Source organism: Streptomyces sp. NPDC111744, from assembly GCF_055634995.1.
Genome location: NZ_JBVKCG010000012.1, coordinates 91,828 through 112,776 on the forward strand (window position 1 = coordinate 91,828; position 20,949 = coordinate 112,776).

The 20,949-nt window shown below is 70.9% G+C and carries 15 protein-coding genes and 1 pseudogene; 14 read left to right on the forward strand and 2 right to left on the reverse strand.

Annotated features, from left to right (window positions below):
* Positions 1–71 precede the first annotated feature (71 nt).
* The 6 genes and pseudogenes from ACZ7OO_RS25610 to ACZ7OO_RS25635 all read left to right on the forward strand — a co-directional run bounded on the left by ACZ7OO_RS25610 (position 72) and on the right by ACZ7OO_RS25635 (position 10,111).
* Entirely contained in the window at positions 72–2,186 is a 2,115-nt protein-coding gene (locus ACZ7OO_RS25610; RefSeq protein ID WP_471508008.1) for a glycogen debranching N-terminal domain-containing protein, read from the forward strand.
* A 167-nt stretch (positions 2,187–2,353) separates the two neighbouring features.
* Positions 2,354–3,112 (forward strand): NUDIX hydrolase, encoded by a 759-nt coding sequence (locus tag ACZ7OO_RS25615; RefSeq protein WP_471508009.1) that lies wholly within the window; start codon positions 2,354–2,356, stop codon positions 3,110–3,112.
* 80 nt (positions 3,113–3,192) lie between these two features.
* Complete coding sequence (locus ACZ7OO_RS25620; RefSeq protein WP_471508010.1) at positions 3,193–5,997, forward strand: ABC transporter ATP-binding protein; 2,805 nt, start codon at positions 3,193–3,195, stop codon at positions 5,995–5,997.
* 162 nt (positions 5,998–6,159) lie between these two features.
* Positions 6,160–7,044 (forward strand): annotated as a pseudogene (locus tag ACZ7OO_RS25625) (FadR/GntR family transcriptional regulator); the annotation flags it as partial.
* Positions 7,045–7,569: 525 nt separating this feature from the next.
* Positions 7,570–9,123 carry an RNA polymerase sigma factor gene (locus tag ACZ7OO_RS25630; RefSeq protein ID WP_471508011.1) on the forward strand — a complete coding sequence of 518 codons (1,554 nt, stop codon included), beginning with the start codon at positions 7,570–7,572 and terminating at the stop codon, positions 9,121–9,123.
* A gap of 121 nt (positions 9,124–9,244) precedes the next feature.
* Positions 9,245–10,111, forward strand: coding sequence for a serine protease (locus ACZ7OO_RS25635; RefSeq protein WP_471508013.1), 867 nt, complete (start codon positions 9,245–9,247; stop codon positions 10,109–10,111).
* A 101-nt stretch (positions 10,112–10,212) separates the two neighbouring features.
* Here ACZ7OO_RS25635 and ACZ7OO_RS25640 read toward each other — a convergent pair whose 3' ends face one another.
* Positions 10,213–10,443 carry a DUF7455 domain-containing protein gene (locus ACZ7OO_RS25640; RefSeq protein WP_352224453.1) on the reverse strand — a complete coding sequence of 77 codons (231 nt, stop codon included), beginning with the start codon at positions 10,441–10,443 and terminating at the stop codon, positions 10,213–10,215.
* 441 nt (positions 10,444–10,884) lie between these two features.
* Here ACZ7OO_RS25640 and ACZ7OO_RS25645 point away from each other — a divergent pair, with 441 nt between their 5' ends.
* The 6 genes from ACZ7OO_RS25645 to ACZ7OO_RS25670 all read left to right on the forward strand — a co-directional run bounded on the left by ACZ7OO_RS25645 (position 10,885) and on the right by ACZ7OO_RS25670 (position 18,375).
* On the forward strand, positions 10,885–13,008 hold the full coding sequence (locus tag ACZ7OO_RS25645) for a DNA gyrase/topoisomerase IV subunit B (protein WP_471508015.1): 2,124 nt from the start codon (positions 10,885–10,887) through the stop codon (positions 13,006–13,008).
* 795 nt (positions 13,009–13,803) lie between these two features.
* Positions 13,804–14,337, forward strand: a complete 534-nt coding sequence (locus ACZ7OO_RS25650) for a DUF1453 domain-containing protein (RefSeq protein ID WP_471508017.1) — start codon at positions 13,804–13,806, stop codon at positions 14,335–14,337.
* Complete coding sequence (locus ACZ7OO_RS25655; RefSeq protein ID WP_471508019.1) at positions 14,334–15,485, forward strand: sensor histidine kinase; 1,152 nt, start codon at positions 14,334–14,336, stop codon at positions 15,483–15,485. Before ACZ7OO_RS25650 ends, ACZ7OO_RS25655 begins: the two co-directional genes overlap by 4 nt.
* On the forward strand, positions 15,482–16,159 hold the full coding sequence (locus ACZ7OO_RS25660) for a response regulator transcription factor (RefSeq protein ID WP_352224449.1): 678 nt from the start codon (positions 15,482–15,484) through the stop codon (positions 16,157–16,159). The genes ACZ7OO_RS25655 and ACZ7OO_RS25660 overlap by 4 nt, the downstream gene beginning before the upstream one ends.
* Before the next feature lie 69 nt (positions 16,160–16,228).
* Positions 16,229–16,786: a DUF485 domain-containing protein gene (locus tag ACZ7OO_RS25665; protein ID WP_471508021.1), complete on the forward strand. Its 558-nt coding sequence runs from the start codon at positions 16,229–16,231 to the stop codon at positions 16,784–16,786.
* On the forward strand, positions 16,783–18,375 hold the full coding sequence (locus ACZ7OO_RS25670; RefSeq protein ID WP_471508023.1) for a solute symporter family protein: 1,593 nt from the start codon (positions 16,783–16,785) through the stop codon (positions 18,373–18,375). Before ACZ7OO_RS25665 ends, ACZ7OO_RS25670 begins: the two co-directional genes overlap by 4 nt.
* 14 nt (positions 18,376–18,389) lie before the next feature.
* On the opposite strand, the gene ACZ7OO_RS25675 is transcribed toward ACZ7OO_RS25670, so the two are convergent.
* A complete protein-coding gene (locus ACZ7OO_RS25675) occupies positions 18,390–19,082 on the reverse strand; it encodes a response regulator (protein ID WP_471508025.1) in 693 nt (230 codons plus the stop codon).
* A gap of 158 nt (positions 19,083–19,240) precedes the next feature.
* Between ACZ7OO_RS25675 and ACZ7OO_RS25680 the strand changes: the two genes are divergently transcribed.
* On the forward strand, positions 19,241–20,056 hold the full coding sequence (locus ACZ7OO_RS25680; RefSeq protein WP_471508027.1) for an ABC transporter ATP-binding protein: 816 nt from the start codon (positions 19,241–19,243) through the stop codon (positions 20,054–20,056).
* Positions 20,046–20,912 (forward strand): ABC transporter permease, encoded by an 867-nt coding sequence (locus ACZ7OO_RS25685; RefSeq protein WP_471508029.1) that lies wholly within the window; start codon positions 20,046–20,048, stop codon positions 20,910–20,912. The genes ACZ7OO_RS25680 and ACZ7OO_RS25685 overlap by 11 nt, the downstream gene beginning before the upstream one ends.
* The last annotated feature ends 37 nt before the right edge of the window (positions 20,913–20,949 follow it).

Sequence of the window (20,949 nt, forward strand, 5' to 3'; positions counted from 1 at the left end):
CTCTCCCTCCGGAGCCCTCCGTCCGGCGCCTGGCACGTCCCAGGCGCACAGAGCGCAGAAGGAGCCTCCCCATGCATCAGTCGACTCCGTCCTCCTCCACAACCAACGACAACCGCCGACTCCGGGACAGCCCGCCGTGGCTCCCGCCGGCGGAGGGCGTCTCGGGACAGCCACGCAACCGCAGAACCCGGCCCACGCCCCCGCGGCCGGCTCCCGGTGCCCAGGGCCCGGCACAGGCCGGCGGGTTGCCGCCCACGCACACCGCCCTGATCTGCATCGCGCTGCCCGGCCTCGCTGTCTCCACGGAGCAGGGCCAGCTGGCCGGTCGCGGCCTGGAGGGGTTCTACCGGGCGGGCCGACGGGTGCTCGCGCGCTGCCAGGTCCGTGTCGCCGGCCGCGAACCGCTCCCCGTGCAGGCCCGGATGGCGGGGGCGGACTCCGCCCGCTTCGTGGGCACGCTGCGGGCCTCCCCGGCGGCCGGCCCGGATCCGGACGTCGTCGTGGAGCGGATTCGTCACGCCGAGGGCACCGAGCGCATCACCCTGCACAACTCGGCCCGGCACCCCCTGCGCCTGCCGCTCGAGGTGGCCCTCGGTACCGACCTCGCGGAGCTGAGTGCCATCGCCTCCGGCAGTCCCGGCCCCGAAATCCCGGCCAGCGTCCACGATTCCGGCCTGCGCTGGGCCACCCCCACCGGCAGCTCGGCGGTCACGGCGGACCCACCACCCGCCGACGCGCTGGCCTCCGCTGGACTGCTGCGCTGGGAGTTCGAACTGCCACCGGGCGGAACGGTGAGCGTGGAACTGCGGGTGCGCTCGGACGGCGCGGGCCCCCTGCGTGCCGTGGGGCGCGCCGCCACGAGCCCAGTGGCGCCGGCCAGGGCCGCGGGCGACGACCCGAGGGCCGGGGCGCTGCTCAGGACCAGCATCGAGGACCTCCAGGCGCTGCTGCTCCGCGACCCGGCGCATCCCTCCGACACCTACCTCGCGGCCGGGGCTCCCTGGCGCTGTGGTCTGGCCCCCGCCGAGGCGCTGGCAGCCGCGCGGATGACCCTGCCCCTCGGCACCCGCCTCGCCGCAGGCACCCTGCGCACTCTGGCCCGCACCCAACTCCGCGGCCCGGGACCGCGGTCCGGCATGATCCCCGGCCCCCGCCGCGACGCCGGGGCACATCTGCCACCGGGCTGCACGGGTACGGAGGCGACCCTGCTCTTCCCCGTCCTGCTGGCGGAGGCCCGCCGCTGGGGGCTCCCGGACCAGGAGACGCGAGAGCTGCTGCCCGCCGCCGAGCACTGCCTGACCTGGCTGCGCACCACGGTGGGCGACCACACCTACCTCTGCGACCCGCAGCCCGGCGGCCCCGCACGCAGCGAGACGCAGGCCCACGCCCACCGGGCCGCACTGCTCGGCGCCGATCTCCTCGACGCGTATGACCGGCCCGGCGGCGCCGCACTGCGGCATTGGGCAGGGGAGCTGAGGAAGGCGTTCCAGACGGACTTCTGGGCCGATGACAGAGGCGGCGGCCGTCCGGCGGCGGCGCGGACCCCGGACGGCCGCACCCTGACCCACCTCGGTTCCGCCGTCGTCCACCTGCTCGACACCGGCCTGCTCGGCGCGGGCAGACCGGCCGTCGGCCTGCTCGACAAGGTGCAGACCGAGCAGCTCGCCCGGCTGCTCGGCGGTCCGGCCATGGACTCGGGGTGGGGGCTGCGCGGACTGGGGGCCAAGGAGACGGGACACAATCCGTTCGGTCACCGGGCCGGGGCCGTCCGGGTCCACGAGACGGCACTCGCCGTCGCCGGGCTCGCTGCCGCGGGCTACGAGAAGGAGGCGGGCGGGCTGCTGCGCGGCCTGCTGGCGGCGGCCGAGCACTTCGGCCACCGGCTGCCCGAGATGTTCGCCGGTGAGCAGCGTACCGACGGGGGCGTCCCCCTTCCGCACCCCGCGGCCTGTCGTCCGGCGGCCACGGCGGCCGCCTCCGGGGTGCTGCTCCTCACCACGCTCGCCGGCATCCGCCCCGACGCCCCGGCCGGGACCGTCACCCTCCGGCCTGTCCACAGCGCACCCCTGGGCGAGCTCGGCCTGACCGGCCTGCGGGTGGCCGGCGCGCCCTTCTCGGTACGGGTCAGCAGACTCGGCCTGGCCATGGTGGAGGAGGCCGCGGACGGCCTGCAGTTGGGGGTGTGACCCCTTGGGCAACCTTGCGTGACGTGCCCGTCATGACGAACGGGTGGCCGGACGCCAAACGCCCTGCCGGAACGAACCGAGGGCGCATACCGGAGCGAAGTGGATCAGCCGTCGAAGCGGGTGACGAAGGGAGTGTTTATCGTCAGGCAGACGACTATGATCACGGCATGCCCTACGACCCGTCAGCCTTTCCGCCCTTCGCCGTCACCGTGGACCTGGTCGTGCTGACTGTGCGCCGCCATGCACTGTGCGCGCTGGCGGTACGCAGAGGCGAGCAGCCGTTCCAGGGGCGCTGGGCGCTGCCGGGCGGCTTCGTGCGGGCCGATGAGGATCTCGCGCAGGCGGCGGCGCGGGAACTCGCGGAGGAGACCGGGCTGCGCGCTCACGACCCCGACGCCCCCGCCCAGGGCGGCGGAGCCCACCTGGAGCAGCTGGCGACCTACGGTGACCCCAAGCGCGACCCCCGGATGCGCGTGGTCAGCGTCGCCCACCTCGCCCTGGCCCCCGACCTTCCCGCGCCCCGCGCGGGCGGCGACGCCAGCAACGCGCGCTGGGCACCGGTCGAGGAACTGCTCGCGCAGGGCGGCTACGGCCGGGACGGCGAGCCCGTCGCGCCGCTCGCCTTCGACCATGCGCAGATTCTGTCCGACGGGGTGGAGCGCGCCCGCTCCAAGATCGAATACTCGTCCCTGGCCACCGCGTTCTGCACGCCCGAGTTCACGGTCGGTGAGCTGCGCCGGGTCTATGAGGCAGTGTGGGGCGTGGCCCTCGACCCGCGCAACTTCCATCGCAAGGTGACCGGAACCCCCGGCTTCCTCGTCCCCACCGGCGGTACGACCACTCGTCAGGGCGGGCGTCCGGCCCAGCTCTTCCGCGCCGGTGGCGCCACTCTGCTCAACCCGCCGATGCTGCGACCCGAGGTCTGAACCGCCCGACAGTGCGAACCATGCCGGGTTAAACCCTTCTATACCTGGAAAAACGGTCATTCCGCGCTATCTTCCCTAAGGTGATCGAGGCCTTCGGACTGACCAGCAATCCCCGCAAGGCGCACCCGCCCGCCGTCGACGACGTGACCTTCGAAGCGTGCGCGGGGCGCGTCACCGCGCTCCTGGGCGAGGCAGGCGCGGGCAAGACCACGGCGCTCAGACTGATGCTCGAACTCCAACCGGGCCGTGGAATTACCTACTTCAGGGGTCGCCCCCTGCATCGCATCGCCCACCCGGCGCGTGAGGTCGGCGTGCTCCTCGGTGACGTCCCCGGTCACCCGGCCCGCTCCGTCCGCGGCCATCTGCGCATGTTGTGCGCGGCGACCGGAGTCCCGGTCCGGCGTGCCGACGAAGTGCTCGAAGCGGTCGGGCTCGTCAGCCTGCGCGAGGAGCGCCTGGGCACGCTGTCACGCGGCGTGGACCGCCGGCTGGGCCTGGCCTGCGCCCTGCTCCCCGACCCCCACACTCTCGTCCTGGACGAACCCGCGCACGGTCTCTCCGCCCGTGAGGGCCGCTGGCTGCACCGCATGCTCCAGGCGCACGCCGCGCAGGGTGGCACGGTCCTGTTCACCACCTCAGACCCCAAGGAGGCGGCCCGCGCCGCGGACCGGGTGGTCACCCTGGAGGCCGGCAGGCTCGTCGCGGACCAGGAGGCCACCGACTTCGCCCGCACCCGGCTGCGCCCACGTGTGGCCGTCCGAAGCCCCCACGCCGTCCGGCTCGCCGCCCTTCTCACCAAGGAGGCCCGCGCGGCCCACCGCTCCGTGGAGGTCGTAAGCGAAGGGGGCAACCGTCTGTCGGTGTACGGCAGCACCACGGCCGAGGTCGGCGAGACCGCGTTCCGCCACGGCATCCTCGTGCACCAACTCGCCGACGAGGTCGGCGACATGGGAGCGGGCGCCGGAACGGAGCCGTCGACGCATGCCGTACCAGAGGCCGTACGACGGCACCGGAGCGTAAGCGAGCCGGCTGCGGCGGACGGGGCTCGGACGGCGGACGAATGCCGGATGGCGGACGAGGCGCCGACCACTGAGCGGTGGGACATGCCCGGCGCCGATCGACGCCAGGACGCGGGAGGTTCTTCGGTCACCCCACAGCCACGGGTGTCGGCCGCCCAGAGTCCCGTGAGCCAGGCGCGCGCCACCGGCAAGGAGTCCGGCCCGGATCGGCCTTCGAACGCGGTGGAGCCGTCCGTCACGGCTGAAGAGCAGCCGCCCGCGCCCACCGGGGCGCTCGCCGACGGCCCGGCGGTCGCGCCAAGGTCTTCGCACGCGGAGCCGCCTGGAGTCGCCCTTGCCACCGAGGCCCCGACCGCCGCGGTCTCGGCCCAATCGACAGGCGCCTCCGCAACTACCCGGCCGTCGGCCACCGCCACGTCTTCACAGCCTCAGGCCCCGGCCACATCACCCGAACCGCCGGCCCACGCAACACCTCCGGACCCGGTTTCCGCCACCGTCCCGGCTCAGCCACCGTCCGCATCCGATTCCGCCCAGCCCTCGGCCGCTGCCGCCTCCGCCCGCCCGACAGCCGCCACCGCCTCCGCCAGGCCATCGGCAGGCGCCGCCTCCGCTCACCCCTCGGGCGCTGCCGCCTCCACGCAACCCTCGGGCGCTGCCGCCTCCGCCCGCCCGACAGGTGCCACGGCCTCGGCCCGGCAGCCGGCCTCCGCCGTAGTCGACCGACCGCGGGTCCCCGCCGTATCCCCCCAGTCACCGACCCGCTCCCTTCCAGGCGATTCCTCCGCCCTCGTTGCCTCTCCGCAGTCGCCGACCGGCGCCGTGCCCGACGAAGCCCCCGCTGCCCAGCAGCCGCGGCCACAGCCTGGCGAAGCCGCCACTGCCCCGCACCCTGCCAACCAGCCGCAGTCGCAACCCGGCGAGGCCCCCACCACCACCCACCTCCCGGCCAAACAGCCGCAGCCGAAGCCACGACCCGGCGAAACCCCGACAGTCGGCGATGACCCCGCCCCGACCCCGGTCGGGCCCGCGCGGCGGGGCGAAGCCGTCGCTCCGGACGACCCGTCCCCGCTCCCACCCGCCATCTCCGTCCGCCCCGCCCCAAGCCCCCTCCGCCCCCTGCGCTACGAGCTCCGACGGGCCGCCGGGGTCGGTACCGGCTTTGTCACCTGCGGTGCGGTCCTGGTGGTGTCCGCCCTCATCGCCGTCCTGCTCGCCCGGCTCGGGCACACCCCGCAGGCCCGGCTGTTCGCCGCCTGGCCGCGGGAGCTGCCGCTGCCCCCCGCGGCGCTCGGCTCGGGGCTGCTCGGGGCGCTGGCCTTCGGAGACGAGTTTCGCCACCCCGCGCTTGCGGCGGACCGCGGCACCGTGCCCCGCCGGCTGGGGCTGCTCACCGCGAAGCTGGTGGTCTCGGGAGCCACCGCGGTGCTGCTCTCGTTCCTCACCCTGGGCTGCGACGCCGAAATGCTCTATCTCGTCTACGGCCGGGAACTCGCGAAGGTTCCCGCCGACTGGCTTCCGATGACCGCGAGTTGGTTCGGACTGGTACTCGGCTGTGCCTGGGCCGGTGTGCTGGCCGCGGGCGTCTTCCGGTCCACCACGGCCGGTCTCGCCGCGGTGCTCGCCGTACCCGTGCTCGTCGTGCCCGTCGTACACAAGGTGCTGCAGGGACCGGGTGTGCGGATGGCCGCCGGACTCCCGATGCGGATGCGGGAGACGTTCCTGCTGCAGTGGCCCTTCGGGGGCGAGCGCTATCTCGTCGCTGCCATCCGGGTACTCGCCCAACCCGTGGGCGGAGCATTGGCGTTGTCGCTGACGGCGCTGCTCTGCGCGTACCTGTTCACCACCCTGCGAGCCAGACTCCGATGACCACGGACCGGGCGCTTCCGATCCCGCCGTGCGCACAACTCCCAGAAAAAAGGGCATTTCTTTCCGATAAGGCGTCAATTGCGATGGGGTGAGCGATCACCCTTTCGTGTGCTTTTCACCAAAGACCTCAAGGGAGTTGGAGGCAGCGCCGACAAAGGATCCGTGAGTACCCTTGCGCACACCATGATGACCGCCGCCCGCTCCGCAGACTCTGGTCTGGTCGGCCCGGGCGAACTCGACCGCTACCCCTACGCGGACGCCCCCTCCCCCGATCGTGTCGGGGCACCCTCCTGGGAGGGCCCGGATCCGGAGCTGGGCCGTGTGGGCCGACGTGCCGCGGGCAGCCGCGGCCGCGGACTGCACGGTCAACTCGTCCAACAGCTGGGTCAGATGATCGTCTCCGGCGACCTGGGCGCGGACCGCCCGCTGGTGCCCGAGGAGATCGGCCAGCGTTTCGAGGTCTCCCGCACCGTAGTCCGTGAGTCCCTCCGGGTCCTGGAGGCCAAGGGCCTGGTCAGCGCCCGCCCGAACGTCGGCACGCGCGTGCGTCCCGTCAGCGACTGGAACCTCCTCGACCCCGACATCATCGAGTGGCGGGCCTTCGGGCCGCAGCGCGACGACCAGCGCCGTGAGCTCAGCGAGCTGCGCTGGACGATCGAACCGCTCGCCGCCCGGCTCGCCGCCGGGCACGGGCGCGAGGACGTCCAGCAGCGTCTGTCCGACATGGTCGAGATCATGAGCCACGCGATGGCGCAGGGCGACGCGCTGACGTTCTCGCGCGCGGACGCCGAGTTCCACTCGATGCTCATCCAGATCGCGGGCAACCGCATGCTGGAGCACCTCTCCGGCATCGTGACGGCGGCCCTCCAGGTCTCCGGCGGCCCGTTCACCGGCTGTGAGCGGCCGAACGAGACGTCCCTGGCCCAGCACGCGCGGATCGTCGACGCGCTCGGCACCGGCGACGGCACGGCGGCAGAGTCGGCCATGCGTCAACTGCTCACCGTCCACCCCGAGGTCGAGCGCGTGGTGCCTGCCCCGCGTGAGCACGGCCCTTCTGCGAGAGGGGTGGTCTGGGTGGGTTCTGCTCCTTGGGGGCGAGGCCGTTCTGACACCCCCCTCCCCCCAACCCCCCCGGGACCCCCGGGGCCCCCGCCGAGGTCCGGCGGCGGGGCGGGCGTACAGCGGTCGTATGACAGGCACCGCAACGGTCGAGCGTGACAGGCACCGCAACGGTCGAGCGGTGTATGTCAGGCCCGCCGCGGTCGTACGGCGAACCCGCTGCCGTCCGGAACAGTGCTGAAAGATCGTTGGCGACAACCTCTGCCCATGTCTGACCGTTTTTGAGCGCTTACGGGGTGTGACTCGGGCCACGTAGATTGGGCGTAACGCTCTTGCGAACAGCGCGATGACCTAAGAGGTGACAGTCGCGGAGGGAATACGGACGCCATTCATGGCGCTGTGTATCTTCCCGGCCCCCGCCCGCGCCGTCGGCCCATCCCCAAGCCGGCGGTCGGCTCCGGTCCGTCCAGGACGGGGCCGGAAGCCGTTTTCCAACGTTCCGAGAGGTTGTTCGTGTCGGCCAGCACATCCCGTACGCTCCCGCCGGAGATCGCCGAGTCCGTCTCTGTCATGGCTCTCATTGAGCGGGGAAAGGCTGAGGGGCAGATCGCCGGCGACGATGTGCGTCGGGCCTTCGAAGCTGACCAGATTCCGGCCACTCAGTGGAAGAACGTACTGCGCAGCCTCAACCAGATCCTTGAGGAAGAGGGTGTGACGCTGATGGTCAGTGCCGCGGAGCCCAAGCGCACCCGAAAGAGCGTCGCAGCGAAGAGTCCGGCCAAGCGCACCGCCACCAAGACGGTCGCGGCGAAGACGGTGACCGCCCGGAAGGCCACCGCCACGGCCGCCCCTGCCGTACCCGCCGGAACCGACGATCCGGCCGAGGAGGCGGCGCCCATGAAGAAGGCCGCTGCCGCCAAGAAGGCCGCCCCCACCGCCAAGAAGGCGGCCGCGAAGAAGACCGCGACCGCCGCGAAGAAGACGGTGCCGGCGAAGAAGACCACCGCCAAGAAGGACGACGCCGAGATTCTTGAGGAAGAGGTCCTCGAGGAGCCCAAGGCGGGAGCCGAGGAGCCCGAGGCCACCGAGAGCGCGGGCTTCGTCCTGTCCGACGAGGACGAGGACGACGCGCCGGCGCAGCAGGTAGCCGCGGCCGGCGCCACCGCCGACCCGGTCAAGGACTACCTCAAGCAGATCGGCAAGGTCCCGCTGCTCAACGCAGAGCAGGAGGTCGAGCTCGCCAAGCGCATCGAGGCCGGTCTGTTCGCCGAGGACAAGCTGGCCAACGCCGACAAGCTGGCGCCGAAGCTCAAGCGCGAGCTGGAGATCATCGCCGAGGACGGCCGCCGCGCCAAGAACCACCTCCTCGAGGCCAACCTCCGTCTGGTGGTCTCCCTGGCCAAGCGGTACACCGGCCGCGGCATGCTCTTCCTGGACCTCATCCAGGAGGGCAACCTGGGTCTGATCCGCGCGGTCGAGAAGTTCGACTACACCAAGGGCTACAAGTTCTCCACGTACGCCACCTGGTGGATCCGTCAGGCGATCACCCGCGCCATGGCCGACCAGGCCCGCACCATCCGTATTCCGGTGCACATGGTCGAGGTCATCAACAAGCTCGCGCGTGTGCAGCGCCAGATGCTCCAGGACCTGGGCCGTGAGCCCACTCCGGAGGAGCTGGCCAAGGAGCTCGACATGACCCCCGAAAAGGTCATCGAGGTCCAGAAGTACGGCCGTGAGCCCATCTCCCTGCACACTCCGCTGGGTGAGGACGGTGACAGCGAGTTCGGTGACCTCATCGAGGACTCCGAGGCCGTCGTCCCCGCCGACGCCGTCAGCTTCACGCTCCTCCAGGAGCAGCTGCACTCGGTGCTGGACACCCTGTCCGAGCGCGAGGCCGGTGTCGTCTCCATGCGGTTCGGTCTCACCGACGGTCAGCCGAAGACCCTCGACGAGATCGGCAAGGTCTACGGCGTCACGCGTGAGCGCATCCGCCAGATCGAGTCCAAGACCATGTCGAAGCTGCGCCACCCGTCCCGTTCCCAGGTGCTGCGCGACTACCTCGACTAGGTCGCGGACGTACGACGTCGAAGGCCCGGCTCCCCACGGGGGAGCCGGGCCTTCGGGCTGCGGGTCGCGATGCACTGGATGACTCTGGGTGTCCCGGTACCACCCAGAGTGAGGAGTGTGCATGCGCCGTCCCTTTACCCCGGTCCTGATCCAACCGCTGATCCTGGCGGCCGTCGCCGCCGTAATACCGCTGGCCGGGCCGCCTCCGGCAGCTGCTGACAGCGTTGTCGTCGGCGGGTTTCCCGTCGATGTCTCCCGGACTCCCTGGACGGTCGCGCTGTCCAGCCGTGACCGGTTCGGGGGTACGCGGGCCGGTCAGTTCTGCGGCGGAGTGGCGATCGGCCGGACCACGGTGCTCACCGCCGCCCACTGCCTGGCCGACGACGTGATCGGAGGGCCCTCCGACCGGGTGCGCGATCTCACGGTCATCGCGGGCCGTACGGATCTGCTCTCGGTGCAGGGCCAGGAGATCCCGGTGACCGTCGCCCGGGTCAATCCGCGCTACGACGCCGATGAGAACACCGGCGACTTCGCCGTGCTCACCCTCGCCCAGCCCCTGTCGGCCGACGCCGTCGTCGCGATGGCCGCCAAGGGCGACGCCGCCTACCGGCCCGGCACCGGTGCCCTGGTCACCGGGTGGGGCGACATCACGGGCGGCGGTGACTACACGCGCCGGCTGTATGCGGCGCAGGTCCATGTGCTGCCCGACAAGACGTGCGAGCGGGCCTATCCCGGCGGCCCCGACGGCACCTACCGGGCGGATTCCATGGTGTGCGCCGGGGAGGCCCTGGGGGGTCCAGACGCCTGCCAGGGGGACAGCGGGGGACCGCTGGTCGCCGAGGGACGGCTGATCGGACTCGTGTCGTGGGGCAGCGGCTGTGGGCGCCCGGGAAGCCCCGGCGTCTATACGCGCGTCTCCGAGGTCGTGGGAGCACTGGGGTGGGACGGCGCCCGCAGTGGCTCAGGGCAACCCCACAAGCCCTTCTGAGGGCCGCTGCGGGGAACATGACGACGGGCGGCCGTTCCCCGAGGGAGCGGCCGCCCGTTCACCGGTCTGGGCCGGAGCTGGCTCGTCGTGTGTGCGAGAGGTCAGCGCTCATCTTCGGAGTCGTTGTTCGGAACGGACGTCAGCCGCTCCGTCTCGTCCTGTATTTCAGCGGCGATCTTCTTGAGTTCCGGCTCGAACTTGCGACCGTGGTGGGCGCAGAAGAGCAGTTCTCCGCCGCTGAGCAGCACGACGCGCAGGTATGCCTGGGCGCCGCAGCGGTCGCAGCGATCGGCGGCCGTCAGGTGGCTCGCGGGGGTCAGAACAGTAGTCACGTCGCCTCTTCTCTAGCTCGACGAGCTGTCGTACCAGGGTCAACATCCAACCAGCCCGAAAACGTTCCCGCTCGGGGCTTCTCCTCGAAAAAAATCTTTCGAGGTGGCCGTCTGCTGCCGGTTGGCGGCGAATGTGCCGTATTGCGTCGTCTTCGGTGCTTACGGGTTCGCGCGGTTCATCGGTCTCATCCTCCCGGCCGGGTTGCCGGTTGTTTGTGAGGACGTGCCCGGAGCCTAAATGGTTCATGCCTCGAAGGGAACGTGATATGTACTTCACTCCATCGAGGGATCGAACACGCATGCGACCCTGGACTAGTGTGAGTCCCCGACGAGGGTGGCGTTACAACGGCTCTACCAGGCCTCGGTACCCTCTGAACGGCGACCGAAGCCGGCCCCTTACCCAAAAGGGGCTCCATTGAAATTCAGCGAGGAGCGAACCGCGTGACCGCCGATACCTCCGTGCCGTCCACAGCGCTGCTGGCAGGAGCAGACCGGGACGGCTCCAACTACACCGCGCGGCACCTGCTCGTCCTCGAGGGCCTCGAAGCAGTGCGCAAGCGCCCGGGTATGTACATCGGCTCGACCGACAGTCGCGGTCTGATGCACTGCCTGTGGGAGATCATCGACAACGCCGTGGACGAGGCCCTGGGCGGCTACGGCGACCACATCGAGGTCATCCTCCACGACGACGGCTCCGTCGAGGTCCGGGACAACGGCCGCGGCATCCCCGTGGACGTCGAGCCCAAGACCGGCCTGTCCGGCGTCGAGGTCGTCATGACCAAGCTGCACGCCGGCGGCAAGTTCGGCGGCGGCTCCTACGCGGCCTCCGGCGGTCTGCACGGCGTCGGCGCCTCCGTGGTCAACGCGCTCTCCGCGCGGCTCGACGTCGAGGTGGACCGCGGCGGCCATGTGCACGCGATCAGCTTCCGCCGCGGTGCCCCGGGCGCCTTCGCCGGTGACGGCCCGGACGCGAAGTTCGAGGCCAAGAGCGGACTGCGCAAGACCAAGAAGATCCCCAAGACGCGCAGCGGCACGCGCGTGCGTTACTGGGCCGACCGCCAGATCTTCCTCAAGGACGCCAAGCTCACTCTGGAGATCCTCCACCAGCGCGCCCGGCAGACCGCGTTCCTGGTGCCCGGCCTGACGATCGTCGTCCGTGACGAGTACGGCCTCGGCGCGGACGGCAGCAAGGGCGAGGAGTCCTTCCGCTTCGACGGCGGCATCAGCGAGTTCTGCGAGTACCTGGCCACCGACAAGCCGGTCTGCGACGTCCTCCGCTTCTCCGGGCAGGGCACCTTCAAGGAGACCGTCCCGGTCCTGGACGACCACGGCCAGATGACCCCCACCGAGGTCACCCGCGAACTCGGCGTCGACGTGGCGCTGCGCTGGGGCACCGGTTACGACACGACCCTGAGGTCGTTCGTCAACATCATCGCCACGCCCAAGGGCGGTACCCACATGGCCGGCTTCGAGCAGGCCGTCCGAGAGACCCTCAACGAGGTGTTGCGCGCCAAGAAACTGCTGCGCGTCGCAGAGGACGACATCGTCAAGGACGACGCCCTGGAGGGCCTCACCGCCGTCGTCACCGTCCGCCTTGCCGAGCCGCAGTTCGAGGGCCAGACCAAGGAGGTCCTCGGCACCTCGGCCGCCCGCCGGATCGTGAACAACGTGGTCACCAAGGAACTGAAGGCGTTCCTCACCTCCACCAAGCGTGACGCGGCCGCCCAGGCCCGCGTGGTCCTGGAGAAGGTGGTCGCCGCCGCGCGGACCCGCATCGCCGCGCGCCAGCACAAGGACGCGCAGCGCCGGAAGACGGCCCTGGAGTCCTCGTCCCTGCCGGCCAAGCTCGCCGACTGCCGCAGCGACGACGTCGAGCGCAGCGAGCTCTTCATCGTCGAGGGGGACTCCGCGCTCGGTACGGCGAAGCTGGCCCGGAACTCGGAGTTCCAGGCGCTGCTGCCGATCCGGGGCAAGATCCTCAACGTTCAGCGGTCCTCGGTGACGGACATGCTCAAGAACGCCGAGTGCGGCGCGATCATTCAGGTCATAGGGGCAGGCTCCGGCCGTACCTTCGACATCGACGCGGCCCGCTACGGCAAGATCATCATGATGACCGACGCCGATGTCGACGGCTCGCACATCCGCTGCCTGCTGCTGACGCTGTTCCAGCGCTACATGCGGCCCATGGTGGAGGCAGGCCGGGTCTTCGCGGCGGTGCCACCGCTGCACCGCGTCGAGATCGTCCAGCCGAAGAAGGGCCAGGACAAGTACCTCTACACGTACTCGGACCGTGAGCTGCGCGACAAGCTCATGGAGTTCCAGAGCAAGGGCATTCGGTACAAGGACTCCATCCAGCGCTACAAGGGTCTCGGCGAGATGGACGCCGACCAGCTGGCCGAGACAACCATGGACCCGCGTCATCGCACCCTGCGGCGGATCAACCTCTCCGACCTCGAAGCGGCCGAGCAGGTCTTCGACCTGCTGATGGGCAACGACGTGGCTCCCCGGAAGGAGTTCATCTCCGGCTCGGCGGCGACGCTGGACCGGTCGCGGATCGACGCGTAGCCGCTGCGCCGGGCTTTGGCCGAAGGGGCGGTGGGCTGGCGTCGGTAGGTCGGGCGGGGCGGGCGCGGGCTGGGCGGCGGTGGGCCGTGGCGGGGTGGGTCGCGCGGTGGTGATGGCGGGCGGCGGCGGGGCCGGGCGGTGGTGGAGACTGGGCGGTGGCGAGCATGCGTGCTGACCGGCTGCAACGGGGGCTCGCCCGATTTCCACGCTCGTGTTCCAGTGACTGGCCGATGGGGGCGCCCACGGACCCCGGGCCCTTGGGCAAGGGCCCCGTCGGCCTGACCCGGGAGACGTCCGCCGACCGTCCCACGAGTCACCAACCGGCCTATCCCACGAGACACCCGCCGCTCGGTTTGTCCCTCGCCTGCCGCTCGGTTTGTCCCTCGCCTGCCGCTCGTCGGCATCCGCCCGCCGTCCCGTCACGCGTTCGCCGTCCCGTCACGCGTTCGCCGTCCCGCCGCGCGTCCGCCGTCCCCCACGTACCCGCCCCGTGTGCCCGCCGCCCGTCCGTCGCCCCCCACGTACCTGTCCCGTGTGCCCGCCGCCCCATTTGCCCGCCGCCCCCATGTGCCCGCCGTCCGCCACGCGTCAGCTGTGCCCGCCGTCCGCCGCCCGTCTGCCGTCCCCGCGGCCCTCCGCATGGTTCTCCACCCCTGGGTGGAGAGATCCCGCTCGTCGGATTCCACCCGTGATCCACCCGTGCTCCGATCTGCTGACCTGCGCGTTTCCGTAGCTTCGGAAGGTGTCGGCAGCTCCCGCTCCCGACACGGCCCCTTCCCGCTCACGGAGGCTCTGATGTCCGGGCTCGTCAACGCGTTGCTGATCGTGGCAGTCATCGTCGTGGTGATCGTGCGCCAGTTCCGTGCCCGCCCGATCAACACCGGTCGGCGCTGGTGGCTGCTGCCCGTGGTCCTCGCGGTCGTCGCGCTGCGCGAACCCGGCATACTCGACGCCCATCACCGCGCGGAATCCGCCCTGCTGCTCGGTATGGAGTTGCTGGTGGGACTGGTCATGGGTGCCGCCTGGGCCTGGACCACCCGGGTGTGGACGGAGCCCGACGGGGTCGTATGGACCAAGAGCACCAAGGCCGGCGCCGTCGTCTGGTTCGTCGGGATAGCCGTGCGCGTCGGTCTCGTCGGCCTCGGCGCCCTCGCCGGCATCCATCAGGACAGCTCGGCGCTCATGCTCGGACTGGCGGTCACTCTGCTGGTTCGCGCCGGCATCCTCGTCTGGCGTGCGCAGTCGCTCCCCTCCGGGCCGTCCGCGGGCGGCCCCGCCCGGGCTTACGGTGGCGGCATGGCACGGGTCACCAGGAAGGAAGGCGTGTGACGGAGAACGTCTGGACGCGCTGGCCCTCGCGCGAAGCGCTTAGCCGCGCGGGTATCTCCCTGCCCCGGCGCATGCTCGCCTGGGCCGTGCGGCTGGTGATCCTCGCCCTCCTGCTGTGGAGCGCTTTCAACCAGTCGCACATCCACGGCTGGGACGTAGCCGCGCCCGTGGCGGGTGTCGTCGTGACCGCCGTGGCCTCCTGGGGCTTCTACCGGACCACCTACGCCCACTGGCTCGTGCCCTCCCTGGTCCTCATCGGTGTCCTTCTGGCCGCCGCGGTCGCTGCGGAGGCCAACGGGTTCCGGGGACCGGCCCTCGTGATCTGGTGCGGCTGCGGCATCGCCGCCCTGGAGCGGCTGCCGATCGCGATCGCGGTGCCCGTCGCGTCCGTGGCCCTGGCTTCGTACTCCGCGTTCAACAACGACGTGTGGCTGACCACCGCGGCCACCGTCGTCGGAATGGCTCTCGCCGGCTACGTGATGAGACTCGACGCCGAGGCCCGGGGCCACGCACAGCGACTGCTGACCCAGGAACGTGCGGCGAGAGCGGCCGAGGCGGAGTCGGCGGCGCTCGCGGAGCGGGCCAGGATCGCGCGGGAGATCCACGATGTGCTGGCCCACAGCCTCTCGGCCCAGATGGTGCACCTGGAGGCGGCGCGGCTGCTGATCGAGCGCGGAGCCGACCGGGAGCAGATTCTCGAACGGGTCGTGGCCGCCCGGGGAATGGCCCGGGACGGACTCGCCGAGACCCGGCAGGCGCTGTCCGCTCTGCGCGGCGAGCTGACCCCGCTGGAGGAGTTCCTCACGGAGATCGTCGGTTCCACCGACGGCGCCGAGGTCACCGTCACAGGTGAACGCAGGACCCTGCCCGCAGAGGCGTCGCAGACCGTACGACGCGTCGCTCAGGAGGCGCTGACGAACGTCCGCAAGCACGCCTACGGCGCCAAGGTGGAGGTGCGGCTGGACTACCAGGAGCACGAAGTGACCCTGAACGTAAGGGACTCGGGCGGCCGTCCCGGCGAACTGACCGGCGCCGGCAGCGGGTACGGTCTGCTGGGTATGCGGGAGCGGGCCGAGTTGCTGGGCGGGTCGCTGGAGGCAGGGCGTGACGACGAGGGGTTCGAGGTGACGTTGAGGGTGCCCGTATGACGGAGGGGGAGAAGAAGCCCGCGCGGGTCGTGGTCGCCGATGACCAGACCGTGGTCAGGGAGGGCATCGTGATGCTCCTCGGTCTGCTGCCCGGCGTGGAGGTCGTGGGAGCGGCGGGCGACGGGGAGGAGGCGGTGCGGCTGGTCGCCGAACTCGCCCCGGACGTGGTGCTGATGGACCTGCGGATGCCGCGCTGCGACGGTGTGGAGGCGACCCGGCGGATCAGGTCCGAGTACCCCGGGACCCAGGTCGTGGTGCTCACCACGTTCGCGGACGACGACTCGTTGTTCCCGGCGCTGAAGGCAGGCGCGCGTGGCTACCTCACCAAGGATGCGGGGGGCGACGAGATCGTGCGGGCGGTGGAGAGCGTGCTCTCGGGGGAGGCGGGGCTGTCGCCGAGCATCCAACGGCGGCTGCTGGAAAGGCTGTCGCAGCCCGAGCCGGCGCCCGTGGCCGCCGAGGCGCCCGACGGGCTGACCGCGCGGGAGACCGAGGTCCTGGTGCTGATCGCCGACGGGCTCACCAACCAGGAGATCGCCCGCAGGCTGCACGTGTCCACCGCGACCGTGAAGACACACATCAACAACCTGTTCGCGAAGACGGGCCTCAAGGACCGGGCCCAGGCGGTGCGTTACGCCTATGGGAAGGGATTGGTGCGGCCACCAGCGGATTGAGTCACCTGATGGGGTGAAGAGCCAGGGGAAGAAGTGTCGGGGATCTTCCCGGTCTGTCCATCCTTGGGCATGCAGTCAAGCAACGGGCGTCACCGCGACGGCGGGGGCGGTCCCGAGAGTTCGGCCGAGAAGCACGAGGACCAGGGCGAGTACGGCACGGCCTCCCGAGAAGTCAGGTATGAGGACCCCTGGTACGACGCACTGGCCTCCGGCTGGGGCGAGCTGGACGGCACCGGGGTACCGGCTCCCGCCGTACCGGCCGCGCGGACGGAGCGGGAGGGGGCGGCCGTTCGCACCCGTGACGTGTATCTGGAGGTGCAGCGCAGCGCGGCCTTCCAGGAGGTTCGCAGCCGCTACCGGAGGTTCGTGGTGCCGGGCGTCACCGTCTTCCTCACCTGGTACGTCGGATATGTGGTGACCGCGACGACCGCGCCGGGGCTGATGGCCAGGCCCGTCGCAGGGGCGGTGAACGTGGCGATGGTCGCGGGCCTCGGGCAGTTCCTGACCACGTTCCTGCTCACCTGGGCCTACGCCCGGCACGCGCGGTTGCGCAGGGACCGTGCCGCGTTGGAGCTGCGCTGGGACACCCAGGAGCTGACCCGGGGGGCCAGGGGTGGTGAGTCATGACGGAGCATCATCAGACGCTGGCCTTGCTGCTGTTCAGCGCGTTTGTCGCGGTGACGCTCGGGATCACGACGTGGGTGAGCCGGAGGCGGCACGGTTCGGCGGAGGAGTTCTACGCCGGTGGGCGGCTCTTCTCCCCGATGGAGAATGGTTTTGCCATCGCGGGCGACTACATGTCGGCGGCCTCCTTCCTCGGCGTGACCGGACTCATCGCGCTCTTCGGCTATGACGGGCTGCTGTACGTGGTGGGCTTTCTGGTCGCATGGCTGGTTGTGCTGTTCCTGGTGGCCGAACTGGTGCGCAACTGCGGGCGGTTCACGCTCGCCGATGTGATCGCGGCACGGATGCGGGAGCGGCCGGCGCGGATCGCGGCGGGAACTTCCTCGATCACCGTCTCCGTTCTCTATTTGGTGGCGCAAATGGTCGGCGCGGGCAGTCTGGTGGCGCTGCTGCTGGGGCGGACGAGCCAGCCCGCGCAGGCGTGGACGGTCATCGGGGTCGGCGCGCTGATGGTGATCTATGTGTCGTTGGGAGGGATGCGGGCGACCACCTGGATCCAGATCGTCAAGGCGGTCCTGCTGCTCAGCGGGACGGTGGTGCTGACCGTGCTCGTGCTGTTGCGGTTCCACGGCGACATCGACCGCCTGCTGCTCACGGCCGCCGACCGCAGTGGGCACGGGCGGGCGTTCCTGGCGCCGGGCCTCAAGTACGGCGGCAGCTGGAGCGCCCGGCTGGACTTCATCAGCCTGGGGCTGGCGCTGGTGCTGGGCACGGCGGGGCTGCCGCACATCCTGTCCCGGTTCTACACGGTGCCCACGGCTCGGGCGGCCCGGCGTTCGGCGGTCTGGTCGATCGGGCTGATCGGTGGCTTCTACCTGATGACGATCGTGCTCGGCTTCGGGGCGGCGGCCCTCGTCGGACCGGACGCGGTGCGCGCGTCGAACGCGTCGGGGAACACGGCCGTTCCGCTGCTGGCGCTCGACCTGGGCGGCGGCGCGGGCTCCACAGGCGGAACGGTTCTGTTCGCGGTGGTCGCTGCCGTCGCCTTCGCGACGATCCTCGCGGTGGTCGCCGGGATCACCCTGGCCTCCTCGGCTTCCGTCGCCCATGACCTGTATGCCTCGCTGCGCAGGCCGCACGCCAAGCAGCGCAGCGAGGTGGCGGTGGCGCGCACGGCCGCGGTCGGCATCGGGATGGTGGCGATCGCCCTCGGCCTGCTGGCCCGCGACATGAACGTCGCCTTCCTGGTGGGGCTGGCCTTCGCGGTGGCAGCCTCGGCGAACCTGCCCGCACTGCTGTACTCGCTGTTCTGGCGGGATTTCACGACCCGCGGCGCGGTGTGGGCCGTATACGGCGGGCTCGTCCCGGCCCTGGGGCTGGTCGTGCTGTCTCCGGTGGTGTCGGGGAGCCCGGGAGCGCTGTTCCCGGGCGTCGACTTCCAGTACTTCCCGTTGCAGAACCCGGGGATCGTCTCCATCCCGCTCGGTTTCCTCGCCGGGTGGCTCGGCACGGTCACCTCGGAGGAGGTGCCGGACGAGGCCAAGCACGCGGAGACCGAGGTGCGGTCGCTGACCGGGGCGGGGGCCGTGTGACCCGTTGAGAGCCGCTACGGCGCCACCCAGGCGTACCGGTGCTCCGGGCGGCCCGTGTCGCCGTACTTCAAGGAGAGACGGAGTCGGCCCGCCTGTTCCAGGTGTCGGAGATAGCGCTGGGCGGTGGATCGGCTGAGGCCGGTCTCGGCGGCGACCTCGTGGGCGGAGAGCGGGTGGTCGGCACGGTGCAGGACGCCGCAGATGAGGTCGGTGGTGGGTTCGGAGTGGCCGCTGGGCAGCCCGGGCGCGGACGGCGCAGGTGAGGTGCGCAGCGCGCCGAAGATCCGGTCGACCTGCTCCTGCCCGGTCAGACCCCGGCCGCCGACCCGGTCGACGGTGCGGCGCAGGGCCGCGTAGGAGTCGAGGCGGGTGCGCAGGGCGGCGAAGGTGAACGGCTTGACCAGGTAGTGCAGGGCGCCCATGCGCATCGCCTTCTGAACGGTGGTCACGTCGCTGGCGGCCGTGATCATGATGACGTCGGTCCCATGGCCCTGTTCCCGCATCCGGTGGACGAGTTCGAGGCCGGTCCGGTCCGGCAGATAGTGGTCCAGCAGGACCAGGTCGATGGTGCCGCGTTCCACGGCGGCCAGGGCCTGGGCGGCGCTGTGCGCGCGGGCGGCCACCCGGAAGCCGGGAACCTTCCCCACGTACTTGGCGTTTATCTCGGCGACGCGGAAATCGTCGTCGACCACCAGGACGTCAATCATCAGGCCTCTCCTTCAAGGCCGGCGAGCGTTAAGCCCGTGTTTCGTCTGCGCAGTTGTAGCGCGAGCAAAACGAGCACAACAGGTGCTTGCGAGCAAAAGAACGGCTTGCGCCCAGAAGACTGCTGCTGTGGTCCGGGCCACACATACCGTCCCGGCCCATGAGCGCAGACACCAGCCCCGCCATCGAACTGCGGGGCGCGAGCAAGATCTTCAAGACCCCGTCGGGGGGTCTGCACACGGCCGTCCGCGGCCTCGACCTCACCGTGGGGCGCGGCGAGTTCGTGGCCGTCGTAGGGCCGACGGGTTGTGGCAAGTCCACCACGCTGACGCTGGTCAGCGGGTTGGAGGAGCCCAGCGAGGGCGATGTGCTGGTGGCCGGTGAGCCGGTGGCCGGTGTCGGCGACAAGGTCGGCTTCGTCTTCCAGCAGGACGCCACCTTCCCCTGGCGGACCGTGCTGTCCAATGTGATGGCAGGCCCCCGCTTCCGGGGCGTGCCCAAGGCGGAGGCGAGGGAGAAGGCCCGCGCATGGCTGGCCCGGGTCGGCCTCGCCGCCTTCGAGGACCGTTATCCGCATCAACTCTCCGGCGGCCAGCGCAAGCGTGTGGCGCTCGCCGCCACCTTCGTCAACGACCCCGAGATCCTGCTCATGGACGAGCCGTTCTCGGCGCTCGACGTCCAGACCCGGGCCCTGATGTCGGACGAACTGCTGGAACTGTGGGAGGGCACGGGCGCCTCGGTCGTCTTCGTCACCCACGACCTGGAGGAGTCCATCGCGCTGGCCGACAAGGTCGTCGTCATGACCGCCGGGCCCGCGACCGTCAAGCAGGTCTTCGACATCGACCTGCCCCGCCCCCGCAAGGTCGAGTCGGTGCGTCTGGAGCCGCGGTTCATCGAGATCTACCGCGAGATCTGGGAGTCCCTCGGCGAAGAGGTCCGCATCACCCGCGAGAGGGGTGCCGCTCATGTCGCCTGAGGTGCTCAGCACACCGGTCGTCGACACCGTCAAGCAGACCCCGGACCGCGCCCGGTCGCGCGCCCAGGCCGCCCGCAGACGCAAGGCGATCGTCCTCGCCGTGCGCGTACTGCTTCTGGTGGCCGTGCTCGGTCTCTGGGAGGTCCTCTCCCGGGCCGAGGTCATCGACCCGTTCAACTTCTCCATGCCGTCGAAGATCTGGGACCAGATCTGGACCTGGGTGACCCACGGCACCGCCCTCGGCTCCCTGGGCGAACAGATCTGGTACACGCTCTACGAGGCATTGCTCGGCTGGGTCATCGGTGTCATCGCCGGTGTGGTCTGCGGTATCGCCCTGGGGCGGATCACCTTCCTCGCCGATGTCCTTGGTCCATACATCAAGGTGCTCAACTCGATTCCCAGGATCGTGCTCGCCCCGATCTTCGTGATCTGGTTCGGGCTCGGTGCCTCTTCCAAGGTCGCGTCCGCCGTCGTACTGGTGTTCTTCCCGGTGTTCTTCAACGCCTTCCAGGGCGCCCGCGAGGTCGACCGCAACCTGGTCGCCAACGCCCGCATCCTCGGCGCCAGCGACCGCAGGGTGACGCTTCAGGTCGTCATCCCGTCCGCCACCTCCTGGATCTTCACCAGCCTCCACGTCAGCTTTGGCTTCGCCCTGATCGGCGCCATCGTCGGCGAGTACATCGGCGCCACCAAGGGCATCGGCCTGCTCGTCGCGCAGTCGCAGGGCACCTTCAACGCCGCCGGTGTGTACGCCGCGATGGTCATCCTCGCCGTCGTCGCGCTCGTCGCCGAAGGGCTGCTCACCTTCGTCGAGCGCCGCATCTTCCGCTGGAAGCCGTCGGACTCCGACAGCTGACCGGCCCCCCTCGACTCCTCCCCGCACAGCCCTCTCA

Coding starts and splice junctions, on each gene's coding strand:
- ACZ7OO_RS25650 (WP_471508017.1), top strand. CDS start 13,804: ATGTCCGGGCTCGTCAACGCGTTGCTGATCGTGGCAGTCATCGTCGTG.
- ACZ7OO_RS25685 (WP_471508029.1), top strand. CDS start 20,046: ATGTCGCCTGAGGTGCTCAGCACACCGGTCGTCGACACCGTCAAGCAG.
- ACZ7OO_RS25610 (WP_471508008.1), top strand. CDS start 72: ATGCATCAGTCGACTCCGTCCTCCTCCACAACCAACGACAACCGCCGA.
- ACZ7OO_RS25635 (WP_471508013.1), top strand. CDS start 9,245: ATGCGCCGTCCCTTTACCCCGGTCCTGATCCAACCGCTGATCCTGGCG.
- ACZ7OO_RS25665 (WP_471508021.1), top strand. CDS start 16,229: ATGCAGTCAAGCAACGGGCGTCACCGCGACGGCGGGGGCGGTCCCGAG.
- ACZ7OO_RS25615 (WP_471508009.1), top strand. CDS start 2,354: ATGCCCTACGACCCGTCAGCCTTTCCGCCCTTCGCCGTCACCGTGGAC.
- ACZ7OO_RS25660 (WP_352224449.1), top strand. CDS start 15,482: ATGACGGAGGGGGAGAAGAAGCCCGCGCGGGTCGTGGTCGCCGATGAC.
- ACZ7OO_RS25680 (WP_471508027.1), top strand. CDS start 19,241: ATGAGCGCAGACACCAGCCCCGCCATCGAACTGCGGGGCGCGAGCAAG.
- ACZ7OO_RS25670 (WP_471508023.1), top strand. CDS start 16,783: ATGACGGAGCATCATCAGACGCTGGCCTTGCTGCTGTTCAGCGCGTTT.
- ACZ7OO_RS25675 (WP_471508025.1), bottom strand. CDS start 19,082: ATGATTGACGTCCTGGTGGTCGACGACGATTTCCGCGTCGCCGAGATA.